The organism is Salinisphaera sp. RV14 (genome assembly GCF_052044135.1).
In the GTDB taxonomy this organism is placed as follows: Bacteria; Pseudomonadota; Gammaproteobacteria; order Nevskiales; family Salinisphaeraceae; genus Salinisphaera.
On record NZ_JBQDYF010000003.1, the window covers coordinates 209862 to 233834 of the forward strand.

Annotated in this window: 20 protein-coding genes; 19 read left to right on the plus strand and 1 reads right to left on the minus strand. The window is 63.7% G+C overall.

Going from position 1 to position 23973, the window contains the following annotated elements; translation table 11 throughout:
• The first annotated feature begins 203 nt into the window (after positions 1-203).
• From ACS8Y6_RS05490 to ACS8Y6_RS05580, 19 genes are all read left to right on the plus strand, one after another.
• The gene (locus ACS8Y6_RS05490) at positions 204-2192 is read left to right on the plus strand and encodes a conjugal transfer protein TraG (protein WP_440855182.1); all 1989 of its coding nucleotides are present in this window, start codon (positions 204-206) and stop codon (positions 2190-2192) included.
• Positions 2189-2659, plus strand: coding sequence for a CopG family transcriptional regulator (locus ACS8Y6_RS05495; protein WP_440855148.1), 471 nt, complete (start codon positions 2189-2191; stop codon positions 2657-2659). Before ACS8Y6_RS05490 ends, ACS8Y6_RS05495 begins: the two co-directional genes overlap by 4 nt.
• Positions 2656-3675: a P-type conjugative transfer ATPase TrbB gene (gene trbB, locus ACS8Y6_RS05500; RefSeq protein ID WP_440855149.1), complete on the plus strand. Its 1020-nt coding sequence runs from the start codon at positions 2656-2658 to the stop codon at positions 3673-3675. The genes ACS8Y6_RS05495 and trbB overlap by 4 nt, the downstream gene beginning before the upstream one ends.
• Before the next feature lie 62 nt (positions 3676-3737).
• Positions 3738-4019 carry a TrbC/VirB2 family protein gene (locus tag ACS8Y6_RS05505; protein ID WP_440855183.1) on the plus strand — a complete coding sequence of 94 codons (282 nt, stop codon included), beginning with the start codon at positions 3738-3740 and terminating at the stop codon, positions 4017-4019.
• Positions 4016-4288, plus strand: coding sequence for a VirB3 family type IV secretion system protein (locus ACS8Y6_RS05510; RefSeq protein WP_440855150.1), 273 nt, complete (start codon positions 4016-4018; stop codon positions 4286-4288). Before ACS8Y6_RS05505 ends, ACS8Y6_RS05510 begins: the two co-directional genes overlap by 4 nt.
• A gap of 10 nt (positions 4289-4298) precedes the next feature.
• Positions 4299-6734 carry a conjugal transfer protein TrbE gene (gene trbE / locus ACS8Y6_RS05515; protein ID WP_440855151.1) on the plus strand — a complete coding sequence of 812 codons (2436 nt, stop codon included), beginning with the start codon at positions 4299-4301 and terminating at the stop codon, positions 6732-6734.
• Positions 6731-7471 (plus strand): P-type conjugative transfer protein TrbJ, encoded by a 741-nt coding sequence (gene trbJ, locus ACS8Y6_RS05520; RefSeq protein WP_440855152.1) that lies wholly within the window; start codon positions 6731-6733, stop codon positions 7469-7471. The genes trbE and trbJ overlap by 4 nt, the downstream gene beginning before the upstream one ends.
• Positions 7472-7482: 11 nt before the next feature.
• Entirely contained in the window at positions 7483-8718 is a 1236-nt protein-coding gene (gene trbL, locus ACS8Y6_RS05525; RefSeq protein WP_440855153.1) for a P-type conjugative transfer protein TrbL, read from the plus strand.
• A 12-nt stretch (positions 8719-8730) separates the two neighbouring features.
• Complete coding sequence (trbF, locus tag ACS8Y6_RS05530; protein WP_440855154.1) at positions 8731-9435, plus strand: conjugal transfer protein TrbF; 705 nt, start codon at positions 8731-8733, stop codon at positions 9433-9435.
• On the plus strand, positions 9432-10427 hold the full coding sequence (trbG, locus tag ACS8Y6_RS05535; RefSeq protein WP_440855155.1) for a P-type conjugative transfer protein TrbG: 996 nt from the start codon (positions 9432-9434) through the stop codon (positions 10425-10427). The genes trbF and trbG overlap by 4 nt, the downstream gene beginning before the upstream one ends.
• Positions 10424-11707 (plus strand): TrbI/VirB10 family protein, encoded by a 1284-nt coding sequence (locus tag ACS8Y6_RS05540; protein WP_440855156.1) that lies wholly within the window; start codon positions 10424-10426, stop codon positions 11705-11707. Before trbG ends, ACS8Y6_RS05540 begins: the two co-directional genes overlap by 4 nt.
• Positions 11704-11940: a DUF2274 domain-containing protein gene (locus ACS8Y6_RS05545; RefSeq protein ID WP_440855157.1), complete on the plus strand. Its 237-nt coding sequence runs from the start codon at positions 11704-11706 to the stop codon at positions 11938-11940. Before ACS8Y6_RS05540 ends, ACS8Y6_RS05545 begins: the two co-directional genes overlap by 4 nt.
• Positions 11941-12177: 237 nt before the next feature.
• Positions 12178-13335, plus strand: a complete 1158-nt coding sequence (locus tag ACS8Y6_RS05550; protein WP_440855158.1) for an AAA family ATPase — start codon at positions 12178-12180, stop codon at positions 13333-13335.
• Positions 13332-15554, plus strand: a complete 2223-nt coding sequence (locus ACS8Y6_RS05555; protein WP_440855159.1) for a S8 family peptidase — start codon at positions 13332-13334, stop codon at positions 15552-15554. Before ACS8Y6_RS05550 ends, ACS8Y6_RS05555 begins: the two co-directional genes overlap by 4 nt.
• Positions 15555-15587: 33 nt before the next feature.
• Entirely contained in the window at positions 15588-16493 is a 906-nt protein-coding gene (locus ACS8Y6_RS05560; protein WP_440855160.1) for an AbiJ-NTD4 domain-containing protein, read from the plus strand.
• A 108-nt stretch (positions 16494-16601) separates the two neighbouring features.
• Positions 16602-17315: a TIGR02391 family protein gene (locus tag ACS8Y6_RS05565; protein WP_440855161.1), complete on the plus strand. Its 714-nt coding sequence runs from the start codon at positions 16602-16604 to the stop codon at positions 17313-17315.
• Positions 17316-17484: 169 nt separating this feature from the next.
• The gene (locus ACS8Y6_RS05570) at positions 17485-19215 is read left to right on the plus strand and encodes an AAA family ATPase (protein ID WP_440855162.1); all 1731 of its coding nucleotides are present in this window, start codon (positions 17485-17487) and stop codon (positions 19213-19215) included.
• On the plus strand, positions 19202-20620 hold the full coding sequence (locus ACS8Y6_RS05575; RefSeq protein ID WP_440855163.1) for a UvrD-helicase domain-containing protein: 1419 nt from the start codon (positions 19202-19204) through the stop codon (positions 20618-20620). Before ACS8Y6_RS05570 ends, ACS8Y6_RS05575 begins: the two co-directional genes overlap by 14 nt.
• A gap of 12 nt (positions 20621-20632) precedes the next feature.
• Positions 20633-22141: a hypothetical protein gene (locus tag ACS8Y6_RS05580; protein ID WP_440855164.1), complete on the plus strand. Its 1509-nt coding sequence runs from the start codon at positions 20633-20635 to the stop codon at positions 22139-22141.
• 456 nt (positions 22142-22597) lie between these two features.
• On the opposite strand, the gene ACS8Y6_RS05585 is transcribed toward ACS8Y6_RS05580, so the two are convergent.
• Positions 22598-23791 carry a tyrosine-type recombinase/integrase gene (locus tag ACS8Y6_RS05585; RefSeq protein ID WP_440855165.1) on the minus strand — a complete coding sequence of 398 codons (1194 nt, stop codon included), beginning with the start codon at positions 23789-23791 and terminating at the stop codon, positions 22598-22600.
• Between the last annotated feature and the right edge of the window lie 182 nt (positions 23792-23973).

Consider the following 23973-nt stretch of genomic DNA (forward strand, 5'->3'; position numbering starts at 1 on the left):
TCGTTTTTCCTGTTTTTGCCTTCAGCGCCGGAAGACGCCGAGGTACGCCGCATTTTTCCTCTTTTCGCTCTGTCTTGAATTACGGCCATTCCAGCCATTTTTACGGCCATAATGGCCTTTGACCGTCTTCACTTCGGCACCGAATCTCCCCCATACGGCACGTCCCTGTGCCGCATGGCATGGAGGAAAAATCGGTGGCGGCGATGCAGAGTCAGGGCGTGCTGTTCGGACAAGTGGGTGTCGTCTTCGGCATCGTGCTGGCCGGCGTGTGGCTCGCCACGCAGTGGACAGCAGCCGCCCTGGGTTACCAACTGCGTTTGGGATCGCCTTGGTTCGAGGCGTTCGGCACACCGATTTATCAACCCTGGCGGTTGTTCGAATGGTGGTTCGCCTTCGATGCCTACGCACCGCGCATCTTCGCCATCGGTGGAGCGGTCGCCGGCGGCAGTGGCCTGCTGGCGAGCGCGGTCGCGGTCGGGATGTCGGTCTGGCGCTCACGCCAGTCCAGACAGGTCACCACCTATGGCTCTGCGCATTGGGCCGAGGCGGTCGACATTCGTCGTGCCGGACTGGTCGCGCCCCGCGGTGTCTTCCTGGGCCGGCATGACCGGCAGTACCTGCGTCACGACGGGCCCGAGCACGTCCTGACGTTCGCGCCGACGCGTTCGGGCAAGGGCGTGGGCCTAGTGGTGCCGACGCTGCTCAGCTGGCCGGCCTCGGCCGTGATCCACGACATCAAGGGCGAGAACTGGCAGCTCACCGCCGGCTGGCGGGCCCGCTTCTCGCACTGCCTGCTGTTCAATCCCACCGATCCCCGCTCGGCGGCCTACAACCCGCTGTTGGAGGTCCGGCGCGGTGCGCACGAGGTGCGTGACGTGCAGAACATCGCCGACATCCTGGTCGACCCGGAAGGCGCGCTGGAGCGGCGCAACCACTGGGAGAAGACCAGCCACGCCCTGCTGGTCGGCGCCATCCTGCACGTGCTCTATGCCGGCGAGGACAAAACGCTGCGTGGCGTCGCCAACTTCCTCTCCGACCCGGCCTGTCCGTTCGAGCTGGCGCTGCGCCGAATGATGACCACGCGGCATCTGGGCGAACGCCCCCATCCGGTGGTGGCCTCGGCCGCACGCGAGGTGTTGAACAAGGCCGACAACGAACGCTCCGGCGTGCTGTCCACCGCGATGAGTTTCCTCGGGCTGTACCGCGATCCCACGGTGGCCGAGGTGACCTCGCGCTGCGACTGGCGCATCGCCGATCTGATTGCCGCCGAGCATCCGGTGTCGCTGTACCTGGTGGTACCGCCGTCGGACATCAGCCGCACGAAACCGCTGATCCGGCTGATCCTGAACCAGATCGGCCGGCGCCTGACCGAGTCGCTGGACGGCTCGGACGGCATCGAGCGTCGCCACCGCCTGCTGCTGATGCTGGACGAGTTCCCCGCGCTGGGGCGTCTGGATTTCTTCGAGTCGGCGCTGGCCTTCATGGCCGGCTATGGCCTGCGTGCCTTCCTGATCGCGCAGTCGCTCAATCAGATCGACAAGGCCTACGGCCAGAATCATTCGATCCTCGACAACTGCCATGTGCGGGTGACCTTCGCCACCAACGACGAGCGCACCGCCAAGCGCATCTCCGAGACCCTGGGTACGGCGACCGAGCTGCGCATCCAGCGCAACTACGCCGGTCACCGGCTGGCGCCGTGGCTGGGGCATCTGATGGTCTCGCGCCAGGAAACGGCGCGGCCGTTGCTCACGCCCGGCGAGGTGATGCAACTGCCGCCGGACGAGGCGGTGGTGATGGTGGGCAGCGTGGCGCCGATCCGGGCGTGGAAGCTGCGCTACTACGAGGACGCCAACTTCCAGTGTCGTGTGCTGCCGCCGCCCGTGCTGGCCGAGGGTGGCTATGCCGACGCGCCACCGGTGCGGCCGGACGATTGGCGTGATCGGGCGGCGCCGCCGGTGTCGGATCGGCCGGACAAGGCGGCGGCATCCGATGCGTCTGGCGACGATGGCGGTCCGCGCCGCCAACCCGAGCTGTCCGAATCCATCGCCGATCCCGGTGCGCCGCAGCCGCCGGTCAGCGATCTGACCGTGCTCGATGACGAGGCGTGGTCGGCGCCGGCGCAGCTCGATCCGGGGCTGCAACGCAACGCGCGGATGGCCGAGCTGGACCCTGACGATGGGATACCGCTATGAGCCGCTATCGCCTGAACCTGTTCATCCAGCCCGAGCACGCCCGGCGTCTCGACGAGTTGGCGGCGAAGAAGGGCGTCTCCAAGTCGTCCATCGTCGCCGCGGCGCTGGCCTCCTGGCTGTCGCCGGATGCCGGCGACCGGCGCGAGGCGGCGATGGCCAAGCGGCTGGATCGGCTGTCGCGTCAGTTCGAACGTCTGGAGCGCGATCAGTCCATCCAGATCGAGACGCTGGCGTTGTTCATCCGCTACTACCTGACCGTCAGCACCTCGGTGCCCGAGGCGCATCAGGACGCGGCCCGAGCCCAAGGCCGGGCGCGTTTCGAGCAGTTCATCGAACAGCTGGGTCGCCGGTTGCTGCGCGGGCGCAGCCTGGTGCGCGACGTCATCGAGGAAATGCAGCCGCCGGACCAGGCGATCGGCGAACGGCTGGACGAGGTCGCGGCCCAGGCCGGGGAGCGCGACGCATGAGCGCCGTACCGGCATCATCCGCCACCACTTCACTGGACCGGCGTGTCCGCATGCTGCGCACGGCGATGGGGCCGCTGATTGCCACCGCGCTGGACGATCCGGACGTGGTGGAGGTGATGCTCAACCCGGACGGCGCGCTGTGGATCGACCGGCTTTCCAGCGGTCGGGCGCCGATGGGGGCGACCCTGACGCCGCAGGACGGCGAACGCATCATCCGCCTGGTCGCCGCGCACGTGGGCGCCGAGGTGCACCGGGGTCAGCCGCTGTTGACGGCCGAACTGCCCGAGACTGGCGAGCGCTTCGAGGGCGTGCTGCCGCCGGCCGCGCCGGCACCGGCGTTCGCGCTGCGCAAGCGCGCGGTCGGTGTGATCGCCCTGGAGCGCTACGTCACCGACGGCATCATGACCGCCGTGCAGGCCGGCTTCCTGCGCGATGCGGTCATGGCGCGCCGGAACGTCCTGATCGCCGGTGGCACCAGCACCGGCAAGACCACGCTGGCCAATGCGCTGCTGGCCGAGATCGCCACCAGCGGCGACCGCGTGCTGGTGCTCGAAGACACGGTGGAACTGCAATGCGCGGCACGCGACCACGTGCCGCTGCGCACCCGCGCCGGCGTGGTGTCCATGCGCGAGTTGGTGCGGGCCACCATGCGGCTGCGGCCCGACCGTGTGGTGGTCGGCGAGGTGCGCGGCGGCGAGGCGCTGGATCTGATCAAGGTCTGGGGTACCGGCCATCCGGGCGGCATCGCCACCATCCATGCCGGCTCCGCGCTGGGTGCCTTGCTGCGCCTGGAGCAGCTGATCCTCGAAGTGGCGGTGAATCCGCCGCGTGCGCTGATCGCCGAGGCCGTCGACGTGGTCGTGTTCATCGCCGGCCGCGGTCGCGCGCGCCGTATCGACGGCATCGCCCGTGTGATCGGGTTCGACGAGACGGGCTACCGGCTCAGTGACCCATTGGGCCTGCCGCTGCCGTCACCTTCCGTTGCGTCCTCCAACCCTTCCGGAGAACCGTCATGACACCTGTCCCCGTGTTTCGGCCGCTGCCTGCCTGGCGCTCGGCCTTGCCCGTGATCCTGCTGATGGTCTGTCTGCTGCTGTGGTCGGTGGTCGCCCACGCCGCGGGATCGAACATGCCCTGGGAGTCACCGCTGCAGTCGATCCTCCAATCCATCCAAGGGCCGGTGGCGCGCATCCTGGCCGTGATCATCATCATCTCCACCGGCCTGGCACTGGCCTTCGGCGACACCTCGGGTGGATTCCGCAAGCTGATCCAGATCGTCTTCGGTCTGTCGATCGCGTTCGCGGCCTCGAGTTTCTTCCTGTCGTTCTTCAGCTTCTCCGGCGGGGCGGTGGTGGCATGAACACGGAATCCGACGTCGTCACCGGCTTCGAGGTGCCGCTGCATCGTGCCCTGACCGAGCCGATCCTGCTCGGTGGGGCGCCGCGCACCGTGGCCATCGCCAACGGCACGCTGGCCGCGGCCGTGGGGCTGGGCCTGCAATTGTGGATTCCGGGGCTGGTGTTGGGCGTTGTCGGCCATGCGCTGGCGGTCTGGGGCGCACGCCTGGACCCCCAGTTCATGGCCGTGTTCGCCCGCCACCTCAAGCACAAGTCGCTGCTGGACGTGTGAGGGCGATGCCATGTTGAATCTCGCCGAATACCGTCCGTATCCGGACCGCTTGGCCGACTGGCTGCCCTGGGTGGGGCTGGTAGCCCCCGGCGTGGTGCTCAACAAGGACGGCTCCTTCCAGCGCAGCGTGCGCTTCCGAGGGCCCGACCTGGACAGCGCGACCCGCGGCGAACTGGTCGCCACGACCGCCCGGCTGAACAATGCGCTGCGCCGCTTCGGCTCGGGCTGGGCGCTGTTCGTCGAGGCCGAGCGCCGGGCGACCTCCGATTACCCGCGTTCGACCTTCCCGGAGCCGCTGTCGTGGCTGGTCGACGAGGAACGCCGGGCGGCGTTCGAGGACGCCGGCAGCCACTTCGAGAGCGTCTATCACCTGACACTGGTGTATCTGCCGGCCGAGGAATCGCGGGCGCGGGCGGGGCGGCTGCTCTACGAGAACGCGCCCGCCGGCGCCGTCGACTGGCGTGAACGACTGAACGCGTTCACGGCGGAGACCGATCGGGTGTTCGATTTGCTCGACGGCGTGATGCCGGAGCTCGCCTGGCTCGATGACACCGAGACGTTGAGTTACCTGCACGACACCATCTCGACGCGACGCTATCGCATCGAGGTGCCGCAAGTGCCGTGCTATCTGGATGCCTTGCTGGTCGATACGCCGCTGGTCGGCGGTCTGGCGCCGCTGCTCGGCGATCAGCATCTGCGGGTGGTGACGGTGCGGGGTTTCCCGACCGCGACCTGGCCGGGGATCCTCGATGACCTCAACCGGCTGGGCTTCGCCTACCGCTGGTCCACGCGCTTTCTGTGCATGGACAAGGCGGAGGCCGAGCGGGCGCTGGGACGGCTGCGCCGGCAGTGGTTCGCCAAGCGCAAGAACATCGTGGCGCTGTTGCGCGAGACGATCTTCCAACAGGAAGCGCCGCTGCTCGACACCGATGCCGGCAACAAGGCGGCCGACGCCGACGCGGCGATGCAGGAACTGGGCAGCGACCAGGTGGCCTACGGTTACGTCACGGCCACGGTGACCGTGCTGGACGCGGATGCCGCGCTGGCCGACGAGAAGCAGCGACTGGTGGAGCGGGCCATCCAGGGCCGCGGTTTCGTGACCATGCCCGAGCGGCTCAACGCCGTGGAGGCGTGGTTGTCCTCGATCCCGGGCAACGCCTACGCCAACGTGCGTCAGCCGATCGTCTCCACGTTGAATCTCGCGCACCTGATGCCGGTGTCGGCGGTGTGGGCGGGGCAGGCGCGCAATGCGCATCTGGAGGGTCCGCCGTTGATCGTCACCCGGACCGACGGCGCCACGCCGTTCCGGCTGGTGACGCACATCGGCGATGTCGGCCACACCCTGGTGGTGGGCCCTACCGGCATGGGCAAGTCGGTGCTGCTGGCCACGCTGGCCATGCAGTTTCGTCGCTACCCGGGTGCGCGCATCGTCGCCTTCGACATGGGGCGTTCGATGCGCGCCACCATCCTGGGGCTCGGCGGCGAGCACTATGACCTGGGCGCCGACGAGACGATCGCGTTTCAGCCGCTTGCGCACATCGACCGGGAGCGCTATCGCGCCTGGGCGAGCGAATGGGTCGAAGGGCGGCTGGCACAGGAAGGCGTCAGCGTCGGACCGGACGAAAAGTCGTCGATCTGGTCGGCGCTGGGCAGTCTGGCCGGCGCACCGGTGGAGCAGCGCACCTTGACCGGGTTGTCGGTATTACTGCAGTCCAACACGTTGCGTCAGGCGCTCGCGCCCTATGTATTGGGCGGGGCGCACGGCGCACTGCTGGATGCCGATCACGACCGCTTGGGCACGGCCGACGTGCAGGGCTTCGAGATGGAAACCCTGATGGCCAGCCGGGCCGCCACGATGGCGGTGCTGCACTACCTGTTCGCCCGCTTCGAGGAGCGCTTCGACGGTTCGCCCACGCTGCTGATCCTCGACGAGTCCTGGCTGTTCCTGGACGATCCGGTCTTCGCCGCACGTATCCGTCAGTGGCTCAAGACGCTGCGCAAGAAGAACGTCAGCGTGATCTTCGCCACCCAGTCGCTGGCCGACGTGAAGGATTCGAGCATCGCGCCGGCGATCGTCGAGAGCTGCGCCAGTCGCATCTTTCTGCCCAACCCGCAGGCGACCGAGCCACAGATCCGCACGATCTACGAAGGCTTCGGACTCAACGACCGGCAGATCGAGATCGTCGCCACCGCCGAGCCCAAGCGCGACTACTACTACCAGTCGCGGCTGGGCAACCGACTGTTCGACCTGGACCTGGGGCCGGTGGCGCTGGCCTTCGCCGGCGCGTCGACGCCGCAGGACCAGCGCGACATCGACCGGGTGTTGGCACAGGCCGGCGCCTCGGGCTTTGCCGATGCCTGGCTGCGCGAGCGTGGTCTCGACTGGGCGGCCGAACTGCTGGCTTCGGCCGATGCCGGGCAGGTCCCACAGGAGGTCGTGTCATGAGTTTCCGTCTGTCGTCCCTCGCGCTGGTCGCCGTTCTGGCTGTCGGACTGCTCGGCAGCCCGAGCGCCTGGGCCATCTTCCCTGTCTTCGACGCCTCCAACTTCGTGCAGAACACGCTGACGGCGGCGCGGGCGCTGCAGCAGATCGACAATCAGATCACCCAACTGCAGAACCAGGCGCGGATGCTGATCAATCAGTCGCGCAATCTTGCGCGTCTGCCGTCCGATGTCGTCGATCGCTTGCGCGCCAACCTGGCGACCACCGCCCAGTTGATCGGCCAGGCGCAGGGTCTGGCCTACAACGTCCAGCGCATGAACAGCGAGTTCGCGCGCCTGTATCCGGACCAGTACGCCGCCACGGTCAGCGGCGACCGGATGGCCGAGGACGCGCAGCAACGCTGGCAGAACACGCTCGATGGCCTGCACACCGCGATGCAGGTGCAGGCCCAGGTCTCGCAGAACCTCGCCAGCGACGAAGGCGTGCTGAGCGATCTGGTGGGCAAGAGCCAGTCCGCGACCGGGGCGCTGCAGGCGATGCAGGCCACCAATCAGCTGCTCGCTCTGCGGGCCAAGCAGGCGATCCAGGCGCAGCAGTTGCAGTTGACCCAGGGACGGGCCGTCTCGCTGGAACTGGCCCGGCAGGCGGCCGCCGCCGAACGGGGTCGCACGATCACGCAGCGTTTCATGGGCAGCGGCACGCCGTACACGCCGCAGACCGTCGATTTCTACGGGCAGTGAGGGAACGGGTCATGAATGACGTCTCGGTCATCGACCGCTTCCTCAACGTGTTCTCGACCTACATCGACTCCGGCTTCGGTCTGCTGCACGGCGAGGTGGCGTTTTTGACCGCCACGCTGGTCGCCATCGACATGACCCTGGCCGGTCTCACCTGGGCGATGGCCCATGCCACCGGGCAGGGCGAGGACGTGCTGGCCAAGCTGATCCGCAAGGTGCTCTACGTCGGCGCCTTCGCCTACATCCTCAACCACTTCAATTGGCTGGCCGGCATCGTGTTCCGCTCGTTCGCCGGCTTGGGGTTGGAGGCCAGCGGCTCGACCTTGAGCCTGCACACCTTCCTGCAGCCGGGCCACCTGGCCAAGACCGGGATCGATGCGGCCACGCCGCTGTTGCAGCAGATCAACCAGATGTCCGGCTTCCCGGAGGTGTTCTCCAACCTGACGCCGATCGTGGTGCTGTTCCTGGCCTGGCTGGTGGTCATCGTCAGTTTCTTCGTGCTGGCGGTGCAGCTGTTCATCACCCTGATCGAGTTCAAGCTGACCACGCTGGCCGGCTTCGTGCTGGTGCCGTTCGCGCTGTGGAACAAGACCAGCTTCCTGGCCGAGAAGGTGCTCGGCAACGTGGTGTCCTCGGGGGTGAAAGTGCTGGTGCTGGCGGTGATCGTCGGGATCGGCACCGGCCTGTTCGGCCAGTTCCAGACCACCCCGGCCGAGCCGTCGCTCAACCATGCCCTGGTGATCATGCTGGCCTCGCTGGCGTTGTTGGCGCTGGGCATCTTCGGACCGGGCATCGCCACCGGATTGGTGTCCGGGGCGCCGCAACTGGGCGCCGGGGCCATGGCCGGCGCCACCCTGGGTGCCGCCGGCACCGCTGTCGCCGTGGGAGCCGCCGCCACGGGCGTCGGCAGTGCCGTGGCGGCCGGAACGCGCATGGCGCCGGCGGCCGTGCGAACCGGGGTGGGTGGTATGCGGTCGGCCGCCTCCATGGTATCGGGCCGGCGCTCCCCGGGAGCTGCCGCCGGTGCCGGGCCCGCTCGAAACACCGGCACGGCCGGCCGTGGGCCGGGCGCGGCAGCAACCGGCGGTGATAGCGCTCGAGGCCACGCCGCGTCGCAGCCGGACTGGGCCAAACGTCTGCATCGTCGCCAGCAGATCAGTCATGCCGCTTCCACGGCCGCGCATACCTTGCGTAGTGGCGATGGTGGTGGCGCGGGCTCCGGTCCGAGCCTGCGCGATGACGAATCCTGAGGAGGAAAGGTCATGCGATTCCGACGCGCCCGTGTGCGCTACGCCGATACCCCGCAGCCGGTCACGCCGTATCAGGCCGCGGCGCAGGTCTGGGACGAGCGCATCGGCTCGGCACGGGTCCAGGCCAGGAACTGGCGGCTGATGGCCTTCGGCTGTCTGGCACTGGCCGTGGCGATGGCCGGCGGGCTGATCTGGCGCTCGGCACAGTCCAGCGTCACGCCCTATGTGGTGGAGGTGGACAGGCTGGGGCAGGTCCGCGCCGTCGGCAAGGCGGTGACGCCCTACCGACCCACCGATGCCGAGATCGCCTATTACCTAGGGCGCTTCATCAACGAGGTGCGCTCGCTGCCCATCGATCCGGTGGTGGTCCGCCAGAACTGGCTGACGGCCTACCACTACACCACCGATCAGGGCGCGGCGGTGCTCGATGCCTACGCCCGCACCCACGATCCGTTCGCACAGGTCGGCAAGACCTCGGTGACGGTCCAGATCACCAGCATCGTGCGCGCCAGTCCGTCCTCGTTCGATGTGCGCTGGATCGAACACCACTTCGCCCACGGCGCGGCCACCGGTACCGAGCGGTGGACGGCGGTGGTGTCGATCGTGCTGCAGCCGCCGCATACCGAACGGCGGCTGCGCGAGAACCCGCTCGGGATCTACGTCAACGGCCTGTCCTGGAGCCGTGATCTCGACCTGTCCAAGGGAGCCAAGCCATGAACCGCATTCTGCGTCGTTCTCTCGGTATCTGGATATGCGCCGTACTTGCCGGCTGCGCCACGACGGGCAAGCCGCCGCCGGCGATTTCGCTCGACGCGCCCGTCGAGGCCACGCCGCTGCCCACGCCGCCCAAGCCGATCAAGGTCGTGCAGGTGCCGAAGGTGTTACCGATGCCGGGGCAGTTGAAACCCTTGCCCAAGGCGCAGTCTTCGAAACCGCCGTCCGCGAAAGATGTGAAGGCCGAGGTGGCGCGGGCCAACCGGCAGGCGAAGGTGGTGCCGTCTCGCGAGGGCTACATCAACGCCATCCAGGTCTGGCCGTTCAGCGACGGCGCGCTGTATCAGGTCTATACCGCGCCGGGCCGGGTCACCGTCATTTCGCTGCAGCCCGGCGAGACGCTGGTCAAGGTCGCCGCCGGCGACACCGCACGATGGATCGTGGGGAATACCTCCAGCGGCAGCGGGGCGGATAAGCGCGTCGAGGTGATGGTCAAGCCCGTGCGTACCGGGCTCAGCAACAACCTGGTCATCACCACTGATCGCCGTACCTATCTGCTGGAACTGACCTCGACCCCGAAGACCTGGATGGCGTCGGTGTCCTGGAGCTATCCGAAAGACCAGTTGTTCGCGCTGCAGCATCAGGCCCAGGCGGCGCGGACGGCCGCGCCGGTGGCGACCGGGTTGTCGCTGGCGAACCTTCACTTCCGCTATGCGATCAGTGGTGACCATCCGCCATGGCGGCCGCTGCGGGCCTTCGACGACGGCAAGAAGGTCTATATCCAGTTCCCGGCGGGCATCGCCCAGGGGGATCTGCCGCCGCTGTTCGTCATCGGCCCCAAGGGTGACGGCCAACTGGTGAATTACCGCTTCCATGCGCCGTACGACATCGTGGACCGGCTGTTCGGGGCCGCGGAGCTGCGGCTGGGCGGGGCCAAGGGGCAGGTGGTGCGCATCGAGCGCACGGACGGCGCGGCGAAGAGGCCCGGGTCATGAGCCACGACACCACGCCCGACTCGCCGGCACCGGAGCCGGCCCCCAAGGTCGCGCCGGAGCGGGTGGCGCTGCGTGCCAAGCCGCAACCGGTCACGCGCCTGAACCGGCGGACCCTGATGATCCTGGCCGCCGGTCTGGCCGTGGCCCTTCTGGGTGCGACGATGTGGTCACTGCGTACGCCCCACTACCTCAAGGCGGGGAAGGGCAAGGAGCTCTACCACGTCGATCACGTGCACACGACCGAGGACCTCGACCAGCTGCCCGCCTCCTATGCGGACTTGCCCGCTCACTCGACCCAGCCCGTGCCCAAGCTCGGTCCGCCGCTGCCCGGTGATCTGGGACCGGCGATCGTCAAGTCGAAGCCGCCGGTGGTGGCCCGATATGGGGCGACTGGCGGGGTAGAGTCGAATAACGGGCGCACGCCAGCCGAGACGGCGGCGTCTTCGCCGTTGTTCTTTCGCTCCAGTAACCCGCATGGCGCGGAGGGCGCATCGGCGATGCCTGCTGCCGCGGCGGCGCCAACGGTGCCCGCCGGCTACGACCCGTTCGCGGCCGGTGCGGCGCCGACGCCGCCCAGACCGACGGATCCGACGGTGGTGCAAAACCAGCAAGCCCAGAAAGCGGCTTTCCAGAAAGGCGGGTCGGCACAAACCCGTAATTCCGGCACGCTGCAACCTCCGGCTTCACCGTACGAGGTGATGGCCGGGACCGTGATCTCCGCGGCCTTGGTCACGGGCATCAAGTCCGACCTGCCGGGCGATGTGATCGCCACCGTCACCGAGCCGGTCTATGACACCGCCACCGGCACGTACCTGCTGATCCCGCAGGGCTCGCGCATCCTCGGCAAGTACAACAGCCAGGTCAGCTACGGGCAGAGCCGGGTGCAGGTGGTCTGGAACCGCATCATCCTGCCCGATACTTCCTCATTGACGCTCGACAACCTGGCCGGGACCGACCCGGCCGGCTATGCGGGCCTCGAGGATGGCGTCGACTGGCACTGGAAGCGCCTGGTCGCCGGTGCGGCGATGACCACGCTGCTGGGCGTGGGGGCCGAGCTGGCTGCGCCCCAGAACCAGGACGGCAACCACGTCATCATCGCCGGGCGCAATAGCCTGCAGGACAGTGTGAATCAGGCTGGACAGGAGATGACCCGCCGCAACCTCAACATCCAGCCCACGCTGACCGAGCGCCCGGGCCTGCCGGTGCGCATCATCGTCGACCGGGACCTGGTGCTGCGCCCCTACCAGCCGTTGTTCGTCAACGCAGGAAGCCCACCATGACTACCACCCGCAAGCTGCGGCTGGGGCCGCTGCCCCGGACCGAAACGGTCAAACTGACCTTCACCTGCCCGGCCAACCTGAAGGCCGACCTCGAGCGCTACGCCGCCCTGCATGCCGAGACCTACGGCGAGCCGATGGATGCGGTGACGCTGATCCCGCACATGCTGGAGGCGTTCATGGCGCGGGATCGGGGGTTTCGGCGGGTGAGCAACTCGTCGATCACGAAGACCTGAATCCGACACCGCTGACGTGATCCACCGCACTTCCTCGATTCTCTACGCGGGGGCGCCGCAGCAGCGGAGAGCTATCAGCCTTCTCGCATACTCCTGCGCCGGCGCTCGACGGGTGCGGACCGAAGTGGCGCCCCTCTTAAAGTTCACCTTCTCACCACCTCAACAAGTGTGAGACAATATGCTTAGTCCAATTTCTGTTTGTAAAAATACCTTATAAATCATTGTGTTGGAGTTTATATGGGCGAATTGACTGGTTTGAAGGCTGATTTAGCCCAGATTGTCAGGCTGGCGTTGGCCGAGCAGACGGAGGATGTGCGCCTGTTCGCTGCGCGCTTAGTCAGGAAGTACAGGGGAATAGAACCGGAGTTGGCTGAACAGGTGGATTTGTTCTTGCGGGCGAAGCCGCGTCGGGCGGGGGCGCCGTTGCGCAAGTCGACCTCGCCGTCGCCGTCGGAGCAGGTGCTTCCGGTGGATGATGAGTCGCGTCTGTCGTTGCTGAAGGCCTTCAAGGATTCGCCGGATCGAGAAGCGCCGCTGCTATCGGCCGAATTGGAGGACTCTCTCGGACAATTGATCCAGGAGCGTAAGCAGGCAGCGCGTCTCAGCGCGCTGGGCTTGACTCCGACGCGCTCTGCCATCTTCGTCGGTCAGCCGGGTGTGGGCAAGACGCTGACAGCTCGTTGGTTGGCCGCTCAACTTGGCTTGCCGTTGTACGTGCTCGATCTGACGGCCGTAATGAGTAGCTTATTGGGACGCAGTGGTAGCAATTTGCGTGCGGCGCTGGATTTCGCCAAGCGCGCCCCCTGTGTGCTGTTGCTGGATGAGATCGATGCGATCGCCAAGCGGCGCAGCGACGACGCTGACATTGGCGAACTCAAGAGGCTGGTGACCGTAATTTTGCAGGAGGTCGATGAGTGGCCTGGCACCGGACTGCTCCTGGCTGCCACCAATCACCCAGAACTGATCGATCCAGCACTATGGCGACGATTCGATCTGGTCGTGGAATTCAAGGTGCCAGACGCGGCGGCAGTCAAGGAAGCCATCAAGCGATTTCTGGGACCGGACTTTGCACTGTTCGGTCGCTGGATCGAGATTTTGGCCTTCGCATTTCGTGGCCAGTCTTTCAGCGATATCGAGCGCGAGATTCAGCGCTTCCGACGCGCTGTGGCGTTGGGGACAACACCGGATGCCGACTTGATCGAAGAGTTTATCAAGGCACGCGCCCTATCGTTGGATCGGCAGGGCCGCATCGACATGGCAGTGTTGCTGGCAAAAAAGACGCGCTTGTCTCAGCACAATATCTCTGACATCACCGGAGTAAGCCGGGACACCATTCGCAAATACACAACTGACGGACCGACCGTCGTCCCCAAAAAGCGGAGACGTGAAGCATGAGCCAGACCAACTTCCTGATCGGACGTGGTGAGCTACTGACCCACGACATCAAGGGGCCGAAGCGCGGTATGGACAAGGCGGAGGTCTACACGCTGCAGCAGGCGAGGAGTCGTCTGATGCCGCAGTTTGTCGAAGTCGCCAATCATCTTGACAACTTGCCGGACAAAGCCTGTCCGGGGGATTTGGGTGTGGCGCGCCTTGCACTCAATCCGAGTTACATCGCGCGTTCTTTCTTCCCGATGGCCTTGCTACGCAGCGCGGGTCTCGAATCAGTCGGCAGTAGGGCCGTCAAACTCAAGCCAGAGAGCTGGTCAAAGAAGGGGCCTCCGCGTGAATCAAACACCACAGAGCTTTTCGTGGTGGGCAAACGTCAGGCATTTCGTCAGTTGGACGGTTGGGCAGGGCAGCTAGAAGAGGGATCGAACGAAGCGAAGGACCTATCGCATATCGAACGGTTTTCCGCTTTCGAGCCGAAGGACCGTATCGTTTCGCTCGGTAAGGAAAAGGATCGCTTCTTCGAAGTCGGCATTCATTTGCTTCCCGATGACAACAATCAGTTCGTGCAACGTGCGTTCGCCAAATATGCGGCTGATGTCGGCGTTACGACCTATACCGATCTAGCGTTTAGCGCGGGCAGCCTGTGGTTTCTTCCCGTCGAGGGGAAGCACGGCAACGTAAAGCGCCTAGCCGAATTTTCCTTTGTGCGCGTGATCCGCCCAATGCCGAAGCTGCGCGGCATGCGCCCTGTACAGCGATCACCCGGGGTGACGGTGGCGTGCAGTCTTCCGACGGAACAGCCACTGTCGTCCGAGCCCAAGGTTGCCATTCTCGACGGCGGTCTGCCCGAGCAACACAGCATTGCACCGTGGTTGCATACCTATCGCGCATTGGATGAAAAGGCGGCGGATGATCCGGGTGGTTTGGAGCATGGCCTGGGTGTGACTTCGGCATTCTTGTTCGGTCCCATCGCTCCGAACAGCACTGCGACGCGCCCTTATTCCTATGTGGATCACCTGCGTGTCCTGGATCGCAAGACTGAATCGGAAGATCCCTTGGAGCTTTACCGAACGCTGGGGCTTGTCGAAGAAGTGCTGTTGTCGCGCCAGTACCAGTTCATCAATCTCAGTTTGGGGCCAGACCTCCCGATTGAGGATACGGACGTGCATGCTTGGACATCCGTGATCGATGATCTACTCAGTGATGGCGATACCTTGATGACCGTAGCTGTTGGCAACAACGGTGAAAGGGATCGGTCAGTCGGAAACGCCCGTGTGCAGGTGCCGTCGGACTGCGTTAACGCAATCGCTGTCGGCGCCTCTGACGGCGTTGATGCATCATGGGGCCGCGCCGCCTACAGCGCTATTGGGCCGGGGCGCAGTCCCGGTGTAGTGAAGCCGGATCTTATGGCTTTTGGGGGCGACGCGGCCAACTCCAAGTATTTCCATGTGCTGTCGGAAGGTGCGAAGCCGGCGTTGGTGCCGCAACTGGGCACCAGCTTTGCGTCGCCGTACCTCCTGCGCCATGCGGTTGGAGTTCGCGCAATTCTCGGAGCCGATCTGACTCCGCTAGCGATCAAGGCGTTGCTCGTTCACGCCGCCGACTCGTCCACCCACGATAAGCTCGAAGTGGGTTGGGGCAAGGTGCCGGAAGACCTGATGGATGTCATTACGTGCCCAACCGGAGTTGCGCGGGTGGTTTATCAGGGTGAGCTGAAGCCCGGCAAGTATCTACGAGCGGCGCTTCCTCTTCCTGCCGGCGGTTTGCAAGGCAACATCCGCTTGAAGGCGACCTTCTGCTACGTCTCACCAACAGACCCACAAGATGCTGTCGCCTACACCCGGGCTGGCCTTGAGGTCGTTTTCCGGCCCAGCGACAAGAAGATCAAGGAAGGCAAAGCCAACGCTAACACGAAGGGTTTCTTCGATATGAAGAAATACGCCACGGAGGAAGAGCGTCGTTCCGACATGGGCAAGTGGGAGACGGTCTTGCATGGCAACAAGGGCATGCGCGGTAGCAGCTTGGAGAATCCAGTGTTCGACATCCACTACAACGCACGCGAGGCTGGTGGACCGACGACGAACGCCGAGAAGATTCGCTACGCCCTAATTATCACCGTCGAGGCACCCAGGCACGCGGACCTCTACAACGACATCCTGCGTGCTTACGCCAAGATGTTAGTGCCGATCCAGCCGAAGGTCACGCTGCCTGTTCGCGTGTAGTGACTGACGTAGGTACGCAATGAAACTAACGTTATGAGCGACTACTTCAGCGACCGGCAGAACGGTCCGCGCGCACGTACCGAGCAGGTGATTTCGCCCACGGTCTGGGCGGGGCTCGTGGCAACGGTGCAGGCATTGATCAATAGCGGCGCATTCGGCCTACGTTTCCCCGAGCGCTGTCCGGATGGACAAGCCACTTGCGGCGGAGATTCGGATGCCTTGGCGGCTTCCGTAAGCGCAGAAATGCCAGGTTTGGCTTGGCCATTGGAGATTGTCTCCGTTGAGGGGGAGGGCTACTTTTCTGAGCGCCAGCCGTTCGCGCCGGACACGTTGCTCGTCATGGACTTCATCGAGTTCGTTCACGCATCAGTGGCCAGGCCGATCTCAGGGAAGTATCACGACTTCTTCAGTCATCACCACTTGACCTTCGATCAGGAGGCGGGGCAGGAGGAGTTCCGTGCGACCGTCAATCGCATATTCGCGCGCAACGGCGTTGCGTTCGAGATCCTGCCCAATGGTCGAGTTGATCGACTGCTCCCGCCGGTGCTTGGCGAAGAACTGAAACGAACGTTCTTCAATACCGGCGATGGCACGCTCGATAACATGCTCGACGAGTGCCGAACCAAGTTTTCGGACCGCAATCCGCTGGTGCGTCGCGAAGCGCTGGAGCGGTTGTGGGACGCATGGGAGCGTCTCAAATCACTCGCTGACCCGAGCGACAAGAAACGGTCGGTCAAGATCATCCTTGATGCTGTTACTTCCGTGCCGTCGCTACGGGAGAGACTGGAGACAGAAGCCGCTGAATTAAACTCCATTGGAAACAGTCACCTGATTCGGCATTCGGAAATCAGTCAGGTGCCGGTGATCGATGTGGACCAGGTTGACTATCTGTTTCACCGCCTGTTCGCCATGATTCAGTTGGTGCTGAGAAAAAAGTAGGAAGTACGAACGCTTATACGTTGCGCGAAGACGCTGACGGTCGCTCAGGGGGCATACCGCGTTTGTAGTGCGTTGTTAAATGGAAAGGATCGACTGGGGAGAGACGCAATGCTTGAATGGTACTTGGAGGTAAATGCCTTGTTTCGGGCAATGCGTCAGAAAGCGATCGACGCACAAGGCCTCGTCGCGAGTGACGATAAAGCAGGGGCCAAGTTGATCAATGGCTATTTGAAAGCCGACTATCAACTGCTGCGCAAGCTGTGGAGCAGTGCGGGGTTCCCTGAGCAAGACATGGGGAATCTTGGGAGGCATATCGGATTTGGCGAGGCCAATGACTACGACGACATCCTTGCGCGCGATCTACCTCAGGTGGAGGCCAGAGCAGAAGTGCACGTGCGTGACGCGACGGGTGCCAAAGCAAGCATAGGTTTCGAGGAACTGTTGCATCCGGTTATCTTCGCGCATGCCTTCCAGCACTATGTGAACGGGCACTACCGCGATGCCGTTTTGAACTCCGTCGTTGCAATCTTTGATCTGATGCGAGAGCGCACCGGTCTAGATCTCGATGGCGCGGCTCTCGCGACACAAGTATTGAGCTTGGAAAAGCCACACCTGATCCTCAGTGAACTTGACACGGAGTCGGGCAAAAATGACCAGAAGGGGTTCTTGCAAATTTTGGTCGGTGCTTACCTTGGCATTCGCAATCCGAAGGCCCATTCGCTAAATCATGATCTAGACCCAGAGAAGGCCGCGCAGTATCTGATCTTCGCCAGCCTTCTAGCCCGACGGATCTACGAGGCGAAAGACGCTTCGAAGACCTGAGTTGTGGTGGTTGCATCGGATGGTCCCGATACGAATGCGGGCCATTAGCTCTTTGAAGGTGACCTGCGAAAGAATGCAGGCGGAGCAAATAATTGAATACTTCGCAATGTGCTTCTGCACCAGGACTTTCTAAAGCGGAACAGGCCACACACCATCACAGGGGTACCCAATGGCAAGAATAAGAAAGATCGAGATCGCCAACTTCCGTGGCATCCAGCAACTGGTGTGGTGTCCATCGCCTGGCATCAATTGTCTGATCGGCACGGGAGACAGCGGAAAATCCACAGTGCTGGATGCGATCGACCTGTGCTTGGGTGCCAGGCGCAATGTCCAGATTTCCGATGCTGACTTTTTCGGCCAGGACATCACCGCTCCAATCAGCATCACACTGACGCTGGGTGCGCTGGATGACAGCATGAGTGCGCTGGAGAGCTTCGGTGCGTTTCTGCGCGGCTATCACGCCGCCACGGGCGTCGTCGAAGACGAGCCGTCCGCCGGCGCAGAGGTGGTTCTCTGCCTGAATCTGACAGTTGCAAGTGACCTGGAGCCATCCTGGACTCTCGTCTCCGACCGCGCCGCTGAGCAAGGTCTGGTGAAGACACTCGCGTGGAGGGACCGTTTGGCCCTGGCGCCGACGCGGATCGGTGCGCGCGCTGATTACAACTTGGGCTGGCAACGAGGCTCGGTCCTGAACCGTATCTCGGAGGAACGCGCTGATGCCTCGGCTGCACTCGTGAAGGCTGTGCGGGATGCGCGCGACACCTTTGGCGACCAAGCCGAGCAGCAATTGGGAGAAGCGTTGGGGATCGTCGCTGCGACCGCCCAGGAACTCGGCGTTCACATCGGCGGGAAGGCGAGAGCACTGCTCGACTCGCATTCTGTGTCGTTCGGAGGCGGAACCATCTCCCTGCACAACGAGGGCGGCATCCCGCTTCGCAATCTCGGCGTCGGCTCCACGCGCCTGCTGGTCGCTGGTCTGCAGCGCAAGGCTGCCAGCCAAGCGTCGATCGTCCTTTCGGACGAACTGGAGTACGGCCTTGAGCCGCACCGCATTGCTCGGTTTCTCGGCTCTCTCGGAGCAAAGGAAGCGGCCCCGCTGCAAGCGTTTCTCACCACGCATTCGCCAGTGGCGCTCAGGGAGCTGTCGGGCAGCCAGCTCTTCGTGCTGCGCGGTAGTCTTTACGGCCACGAGGCCCGGATGGTGGGCACCGATAACGACACCCAAAGCACCATTCGCCTCTATCCCGAGGCCTTTCTGGCCGGCTCCGTGATTGTGTGCGAAGGGGCCAGCGAGATCGGACTCCTGCGTGGTCTGGATTTGCACCGGGTAGAACATGGCGACGTGTCCCTGGCAGCACAGGGCATTGCCATGGTCGACTGTGGCGGTGGCGAGCCCGACCGCCCCTATGCTCGCGCGGCGGCCTTCCAGTCATTAGGTTACAGGGTGATGGTGGTGCGTGATGACGACAAAAGGCCCACGCCTGCCGTCGAGCAGGCGTTTTTGCAGGGCGGTGGTGCGGTAGTCGCCTACCGCGCAGGCCGCGCGCTGGAGGACGAATTGTTTGGCAGCCTCACGCCGACGGGCTGCCAGCACTTGATCAAATATGCCCACGACCTGCATGGCGATCTGATTCACGAACACCTGCGCACGGTCTCGAACAACACGCTCACTGTTCAGGCCGTCTGGGATGAAATTCAGAACACACAAGCGCTGTCAGCACCAAGCCGAGCTTTGCTTGGGCAGGCGGCGCGCATCCGCAAGGCTGGCTGGTTCAAGTCCATCTCTTGGATGGAGGACGTAGCGAGGACCATCGTGGCCCCGGATTTGCCGCAATGCGATCCAGGCTTCAAGGCAGTGGTGGACCAAGTCTCTGCGTGGGCTGCCCATGGGCCCCGCTGAAGTCGACTTGCGCGCGATTGCCCGCGGTATGGTTACGGCGCCGGCCGGGTGCGGCAAAACGCAATTGATCGCCCACGCCTTGGCCGCTCACGAAGGTCGCAAACCTATCCTTGTGCTCACGCACACGAACGCTGGCGTGGCGGCACTTCGTGGTCGGTTGGACCGCGCCGGTGTGTCGCGCGGTGCCTATCGATTGAGCACCATCGACGGCTGGGCCATTCGGTTGATTGCGAGCTTTCCAGGTCGCAGCGGTCACGACTCAGACATCCTGCGACTCGCCACGCCGGCGCGAGACTACTCGGCGATCCGGGAATTCGCCTGGAGATTGCTGCAGGCCGGGCATGTCAGCGAGGTCCTGAAAGCGTCCTATGCGCATCTCATCGTTGACGAGTACCAGGATTGTTCGGTGCCTCAGCACTACCTCGTCTACTTTCTCTCACTGATTCTGCCGACCTGCGTGCTTGGCGATCCGATGCAAGGCATTTTCGGGTTCGGTGGCAACGCCTTGGCCGACTGGGAGCAGCAAGTGTGCGCGCATTTCCCGGTCGTGGCGGAATTGGCCACGCCGTGGCGGTGGCGCAATGCCGGTGCGGAAGCACTTGGGCAATGGCTGCTGGAGGCTCGCCGCCTGTTGGCGGCCGGGCAGTCGGTGGATCTGCGCACCGGACCACCAGCACATGTGACGTGGGTTCAGACCACCCCTCCCAACGACCACCCGCAGCGACTGGCTGCGGCGCGGACACTGCCGCCGACCGCCGACGGGCGTGTGCTGATCATCGCCGACAGCCGTAACCGTTCGAGCCAGCGGAACTTCGCAAGTCAGACGCCAGGGGCGTCCACCGTTGAGGCAGTCGACCTACAAGACCTCATCGCCTTCGGCAATAGTTTCGATGTTGCGTCTGCGGGGGCCTTGGGGCAGTTGCTGGCGCTGGCGCAAAGCGTCATGACCAACGTGGGTGTCGCAGAGTTGACCCGGCGTCTGGATTCATTGACCCGAGGAACTGCGAGGAATCCTCCATCCGTAGCGGAGAGCTGTGCGTTGACGTTCCAGCGCGCCCCGTCCATCGCCGCAGCCGCAACACTGCTGTCGGAGCTGCGCGAAATGCCGAATGTGCGCGTGCATCGGCCCGCTATTCTTTACGGCGTGCTCAAGGCGCTGCGGGGAGCTTCGGCAGGAAACGTCCCGCTTGCAGAGGCGGCCAGGCGGGTGCGGGAAGAGAACCGGTTGTTGGGCCGCCCGTTGCCCAAGCGTGCAGTTGGCAGCACGCTGCTGCTCAAAGGACTGGAGGCAGAAGTGGCGGTCGTGCTGAATACGGAGGGCATGAGCGCGCAGCACTTATATGTGGCCATGACCCGCGGATCGATGAAACTGGTCGTGTGTAGCGCCAGCCCCATGTTGGGCTAAGTAGGAGGGGAAATGGCAAGAGAGAAAAAGTTCGCAAGCTCGGGCGGCGCAATAGAAACGCCCGCTGGAAAGGTCATGGAGACGATCGTCGAGGACGTGATCAAGGCCAAAGCGATGACCTTTGCTCAGTGGCATGCCCTCAGCGCGAACCCCTTGGTTCCGCTTGCCATTCCGGTGTCGCAAGGCGGTCAGTATCCGGTCACACAGGTCGGCGTGGACGCAGCTCACTTGCTGTCAAAGCAAAGCTGGAAATCACACGAAGCTCTGCGCCAGACAATTGATCGGGAGGCCTTCATGAAGCTCTCGTTCCAGGCCATCGGAGACACCCTTCGCGACTGCCAATCGCGCCTTCCAGAAGTACCGGACGGCCAGAATGCGCAGGAGGTGGTGCTCGGTGACGATTTTTACGCTGTGCTCGCCGACGACTACCAAGCGCATTTGCTGCAGCTTGTCTCCAGCGCAAGTCCCGACGTCGACAGGCATATCCCTTGCCATCTATTTCACTCGGATCAGGCCGTGCCGGCATTCGCCGTGGGGCCAGTGCGATTCCTACCGAGAGCGGAATGGCTCGATTCCTTTGTCAAGGACCCGGAGGTCCGCGATCTCATCCGCCAGGTCGAGGCCTGTGAACTGGACATGGACGAGTTGACCAGTCGATCAACTGCCACCGAGAGTGGCCGCCGCGCGTCGCATGCGTTGGATGTTCTGCGCACACTGCGCCATTACAGCTGGGTAGGGACCATCTTGATGGAAGGGCATGAGTATGCGCGGTCGCATTTCAAAGCGTCGGTGGTGGTGGGACTTGCGATTGACGCAATCGGACTGAGGTTCCAGGTCGAGGATGCGCGACGCTTTACCAAAGCCGGCAGGCAGCATCTTTTTGCAGAGGATCGGTTCGCGACCACGCTGGACGGGCGGATATTGCGTGGATCGAGCGTACAGATGCCTGGTCTTGGCGGACGCCCCGGTGCGCTGGCTGCCAAGATGGCGGGCGAGCAACCCTTCCTGGATGCCGCGGGGTGCATTTTGCAGCAGTACGTCGATGGACGACGAAGCGGACATGCGCTGCATCTCGTAGAACGCTGGGCGAATGCGCTGTACTGGGTCGGTGAAGCTCGTCGCGAGGCTTCTGACTTCATGGCAGTGGTCAACTATGGCTGTGCCGCTGACGGGTTGTCGGGCGCAGGCGGAAAGGCGAAGGAAATGACAAGCTTCGCCGAAACCGCGCTCAAGCCTGAGGGCGAGACCGCACCTGATGGCGCGCTCACGGTGGATGCCGCGGTCCACAAGGTCTATCGAGAAGGCCGCAACAAGCTCGCCCACGGTGAAATGCCGGGACTGCTGGAGGATCTTGCGGAACCGCGCGCAGTCGGTGAAGCGCTGCTGACAGCACTCTTCGATGTTGTGACGCCGGTGCTGGCTGACCTCCTACAGAACGAGCCGAACCTGCCAAAGCTTGATGAGAAGCACGCCTATCGTCTACTTGAGGCAAAACTGGCAGCGCGCAAAGCAAGCGCTTGACTTGATGACCTGATCGTGCGAATGGACAAGGCGCCGAGCTTCCTGTCTCCTTTCAGCTGATTGATGATGGTGTCGCTAGAGTTGCTCTCCCGCAAATCGCTCCATCTCCCGCGCCAGCAAAAGATGTCCGGTTTTGACGGTAAAAGCGACGGTAAAGGTCCATGTCGATCACAGCTAAATCCTTTAACCATGCGGATTTGCGAAACCTGTTGATATCGAGTGGGCTACCTCTGAGTCCGGTGCTCGGCACCGGTTTTAGCCCTCCTGCCACCGCGCAAAGTGCTTCCGCTTGATGATGTGCGGTCGTTGGTCTCCAAAACTATATCCGCCGAAACAGGCGCACATTCCCTGTCTATAAAGTGGTGTTCGTGCGAGAAAAATGACCGGCCCGATTGTCGTGATGGCGATACGACAATCGAGGCCGGCGGCGCGGGATGCTGGCCGCCGTTCAGGCGTTCACTTGTTTCGATTCCGGCCAGCGCTAACCACCGACTTGCGCTGACCCGCTACTAATTCGGCGGCCTTGCGCACTGGGTCATCCTCGGTGTGGACGTACCGCATGAACATTGCCACTGTCTTGTGCGCGGTCAAAGCCATGCCGACCTTGACTGGAATGCCCGAATTGGCAATATCAGTCGCCGAACGATGGCGGATGCCGTGGGTGCCGATTCTCGGTACACCGGCGCGATCGAGGATACGCCGCCACGCGTCGTAGTAGACGTGCGGGCTGAGCGGCTTGTTGTGATTGCGGGTAGCCGGGCAGACGAAAGGTGATTCGCCAAAGCGGGGCGCGTTCTCCAGCAAGCGGCGGGCCTCGGCGCTCAACGGCTTAGATATATCGCCAGTCTTGCTGTCCGGCCAGACCACCCGATCATTCGACAGGTCGATCCAGTCCCACTGCAACAGCAGAATCTCCGACATGCGTGCGGCGAACTCGAATTGCAGACGGATGGCCAGCAGATAGGTCGGATGCTCCAGTCCTTCGGCTTCGGCCTTGTCCAGATAAGCGAACAGCTTGATCATCTGTTCGTCGGTGATGAGGCGAGTCGCGCCTTTCTCCGGGTACTTGGGTACGTGGCGGCAGGGATTCGAGCCGTCGGGCCGGTAGCCCCACAGTTCGGCCAGGTTGAACATCTTGCGGACGCAAGCCAGCACGTGGTTGGCCTGCGTAGGCGATTTCTCAAGACGCTTCATCAGCGCAGTGATGTCTTGGCGCGTGACCTCATGGGTTTTCTTGCTGCCGAAGGCGGGAACGATGAAGCGGTCAATCTGATACTGGTAGCCTTTCTGCGTGCTGGGCTTGTTGTGTAACTTGGAGTGGTCTTCCATGAACCGGCTGCACAGTTCCTTGACGGTCGGTGCCTTCCGGGCCTCCACCTTGTCATGTCCGGGGTCGCCACCGCGCCGGACTTCGGCCAGCCAGTCTTGGGCGAGCGACCGGGCTTGTTCGACGGTCAGTTCGCCGAACTGGCCAAGCGCAGGTTTGCGGCGCACGCCCGAGTTCGTGCGGTACTGAAGCATGAAAACCTTGCGGCGGGTGGGTGTGATCTTGCACAGGAAACCCGGAACGATTGTGTCCCGGAGTTCAACGTCGCAGGTCTGGGCTTGAGCCGCGTCGACAACGCTCTTGGTTAGTTTGATCTTTGCCATGAAGTGCTCCTGAAAGGCCTCGATTCCAGGAGCCTGCTAGGAGCCAAGCGAAAGGGAACCGGGGCGGTTTACATCGCGCACCGGCATATGATCCAAAGCATCGACCCGAAGGAAAACCTGCTACGGCAAGCTGTATCCAAGCCTAGGGGTGCCCGGTGCAGGATTCATGTTGTTGCTTAAAA

Coding starts and splice junctions, on each gene's coding strand:
- ACS8Y6_RS05490 (WP_440855182.1), top strand. CDS start 204: ATGCAGAGTCAGGGCGTGCTGTTCGGACAAGTGGGTGTCGTCTTCGGC.
- ACS8Y6_RS05495 (WP_440855148.1), top strand. CDS start 2,189: ATGAGCCGCTATCGCCTGAACCTGTTCATCCAGCCCGAGCACGCCCGG.
- trbB (WP_440855149.1), top strand. CDS start 2,656: ATGAGCGCCGTACCGGCATCATCCGCCACCACTTCACTGGACCGGCGT.
- ACS8Y6_RS05505 (WP_440855183.1), top strand. CDS start 3,738: ATGGTCTGTCTGCTGCTGTGGTCGGTGGTCGCCCACGCCGCGGGATCG.
- ACS8Y6_RS05510 (WP_440855150.1), top strand. CDS start 4,016: ATGAACACGGAATCCGACGTCGTCACCGGCTTCGAGGTGCCGCTGCAT.
- trbE (WP_440855151.1), top strand. CDS start 4,299: ATGTTGAATCTCGCCGAATACCGTCCGTATCCGGACCGCTTGGCCGAC.
- trbJ (WP_440855152.1), top strand. CDS start 6,731: ATGAGTTTCCGTCTGTCGTCCCTCGCGCTGGTCGCCGTTCTGGCTGTC.
- trbL (WP_440855153.1), top strand. CDS start 7,483: ATGAATGACGTCTCGGTCATCGACCGCTTCCTCAACGTGTTCTCGACC.
- trbF (WP_440855154.1), top strand. CDS start 8,731: ATGCGATTCCGACGCGCCCGTGTGCGCTACGCCGATACCCCGCAGCCG.
- trbG (WP_440855155.1), top strand. CDS start 9,432: ATGAACCGCATTCTGCGTCGTTCTCTCGGTATCTGGATATGCGCCGTA.
- ACS8Y6_RS05540 (WP_440855156.1), top strand. CDS start 10,424: ATGAGCCACGACACCACGCCCGACTCGCCGGCACCGGAGCCGGCCCCC.
- ACS8Y6_RS05545 (WP_440855157.1), top strand. CDS start 11,704: ATGACTACCACCCGCAAGCTGCGGCTGGGGCCGCTGCCCCGGACCGAA.
- ACS8Y6_RS05550 (WP_440855158.1), top strand. CDS start 12,178: ATGGGCGAATTGACTGGTTTGAAGGCTGATTTAGCCCAGATTGTCAGG.
- ACS8Y6_RS05555 (WP_440855159.1), top strand. CDS start 13,332: ATGAGCCAGACCAACTTCCTGATCGGACGTGGTGAGCTACTGACCCAC.
- ACS8Y6_RS05560 (WP_440855160.1), top strand. CDS start 15,588: ATGAGCGACTACTTCAGCGACCGGCAGAACGGTCCGCGCGCACGTACC.
- ACS8Y6_RS05565 (WP_440855161.1), top strand. CDS start 16,602: ATGCTTGAATGGTACTTGGAGGTAAATGCCTTGTTTCGGGCAATGCGT.
- ACS8Y6_RS05570 (WP_440855162.1), top strand. CDS start 17,485: ATGGCAAGAATAAGAAAGATCGAGATCGCCAACTTCCGTGGCATCCAG.
- ACS8Y6_RS05575 (WP_440855163.1), top strand. CDS start 19,202: ATGGGCCCCGCTGAAGTCGACTTGCGCGCGATTGCCCGCGGTATGGTT.
- ACS8Y6_RS05580 (WP_440855164.1), top strand. CDS start 20,633: ATGGCAAGAGAGAAAAAGTTCGCAAGCTCGGGCGGCGCAATAGAAACG.
- ACS8Y6_RS05585 (WP_440855165.1), bottom strand. CDS start 23,791: ATGGCAAAGATCAAACTAACCAAGAGCGTTGTCGACGCGGCTCAAGCC.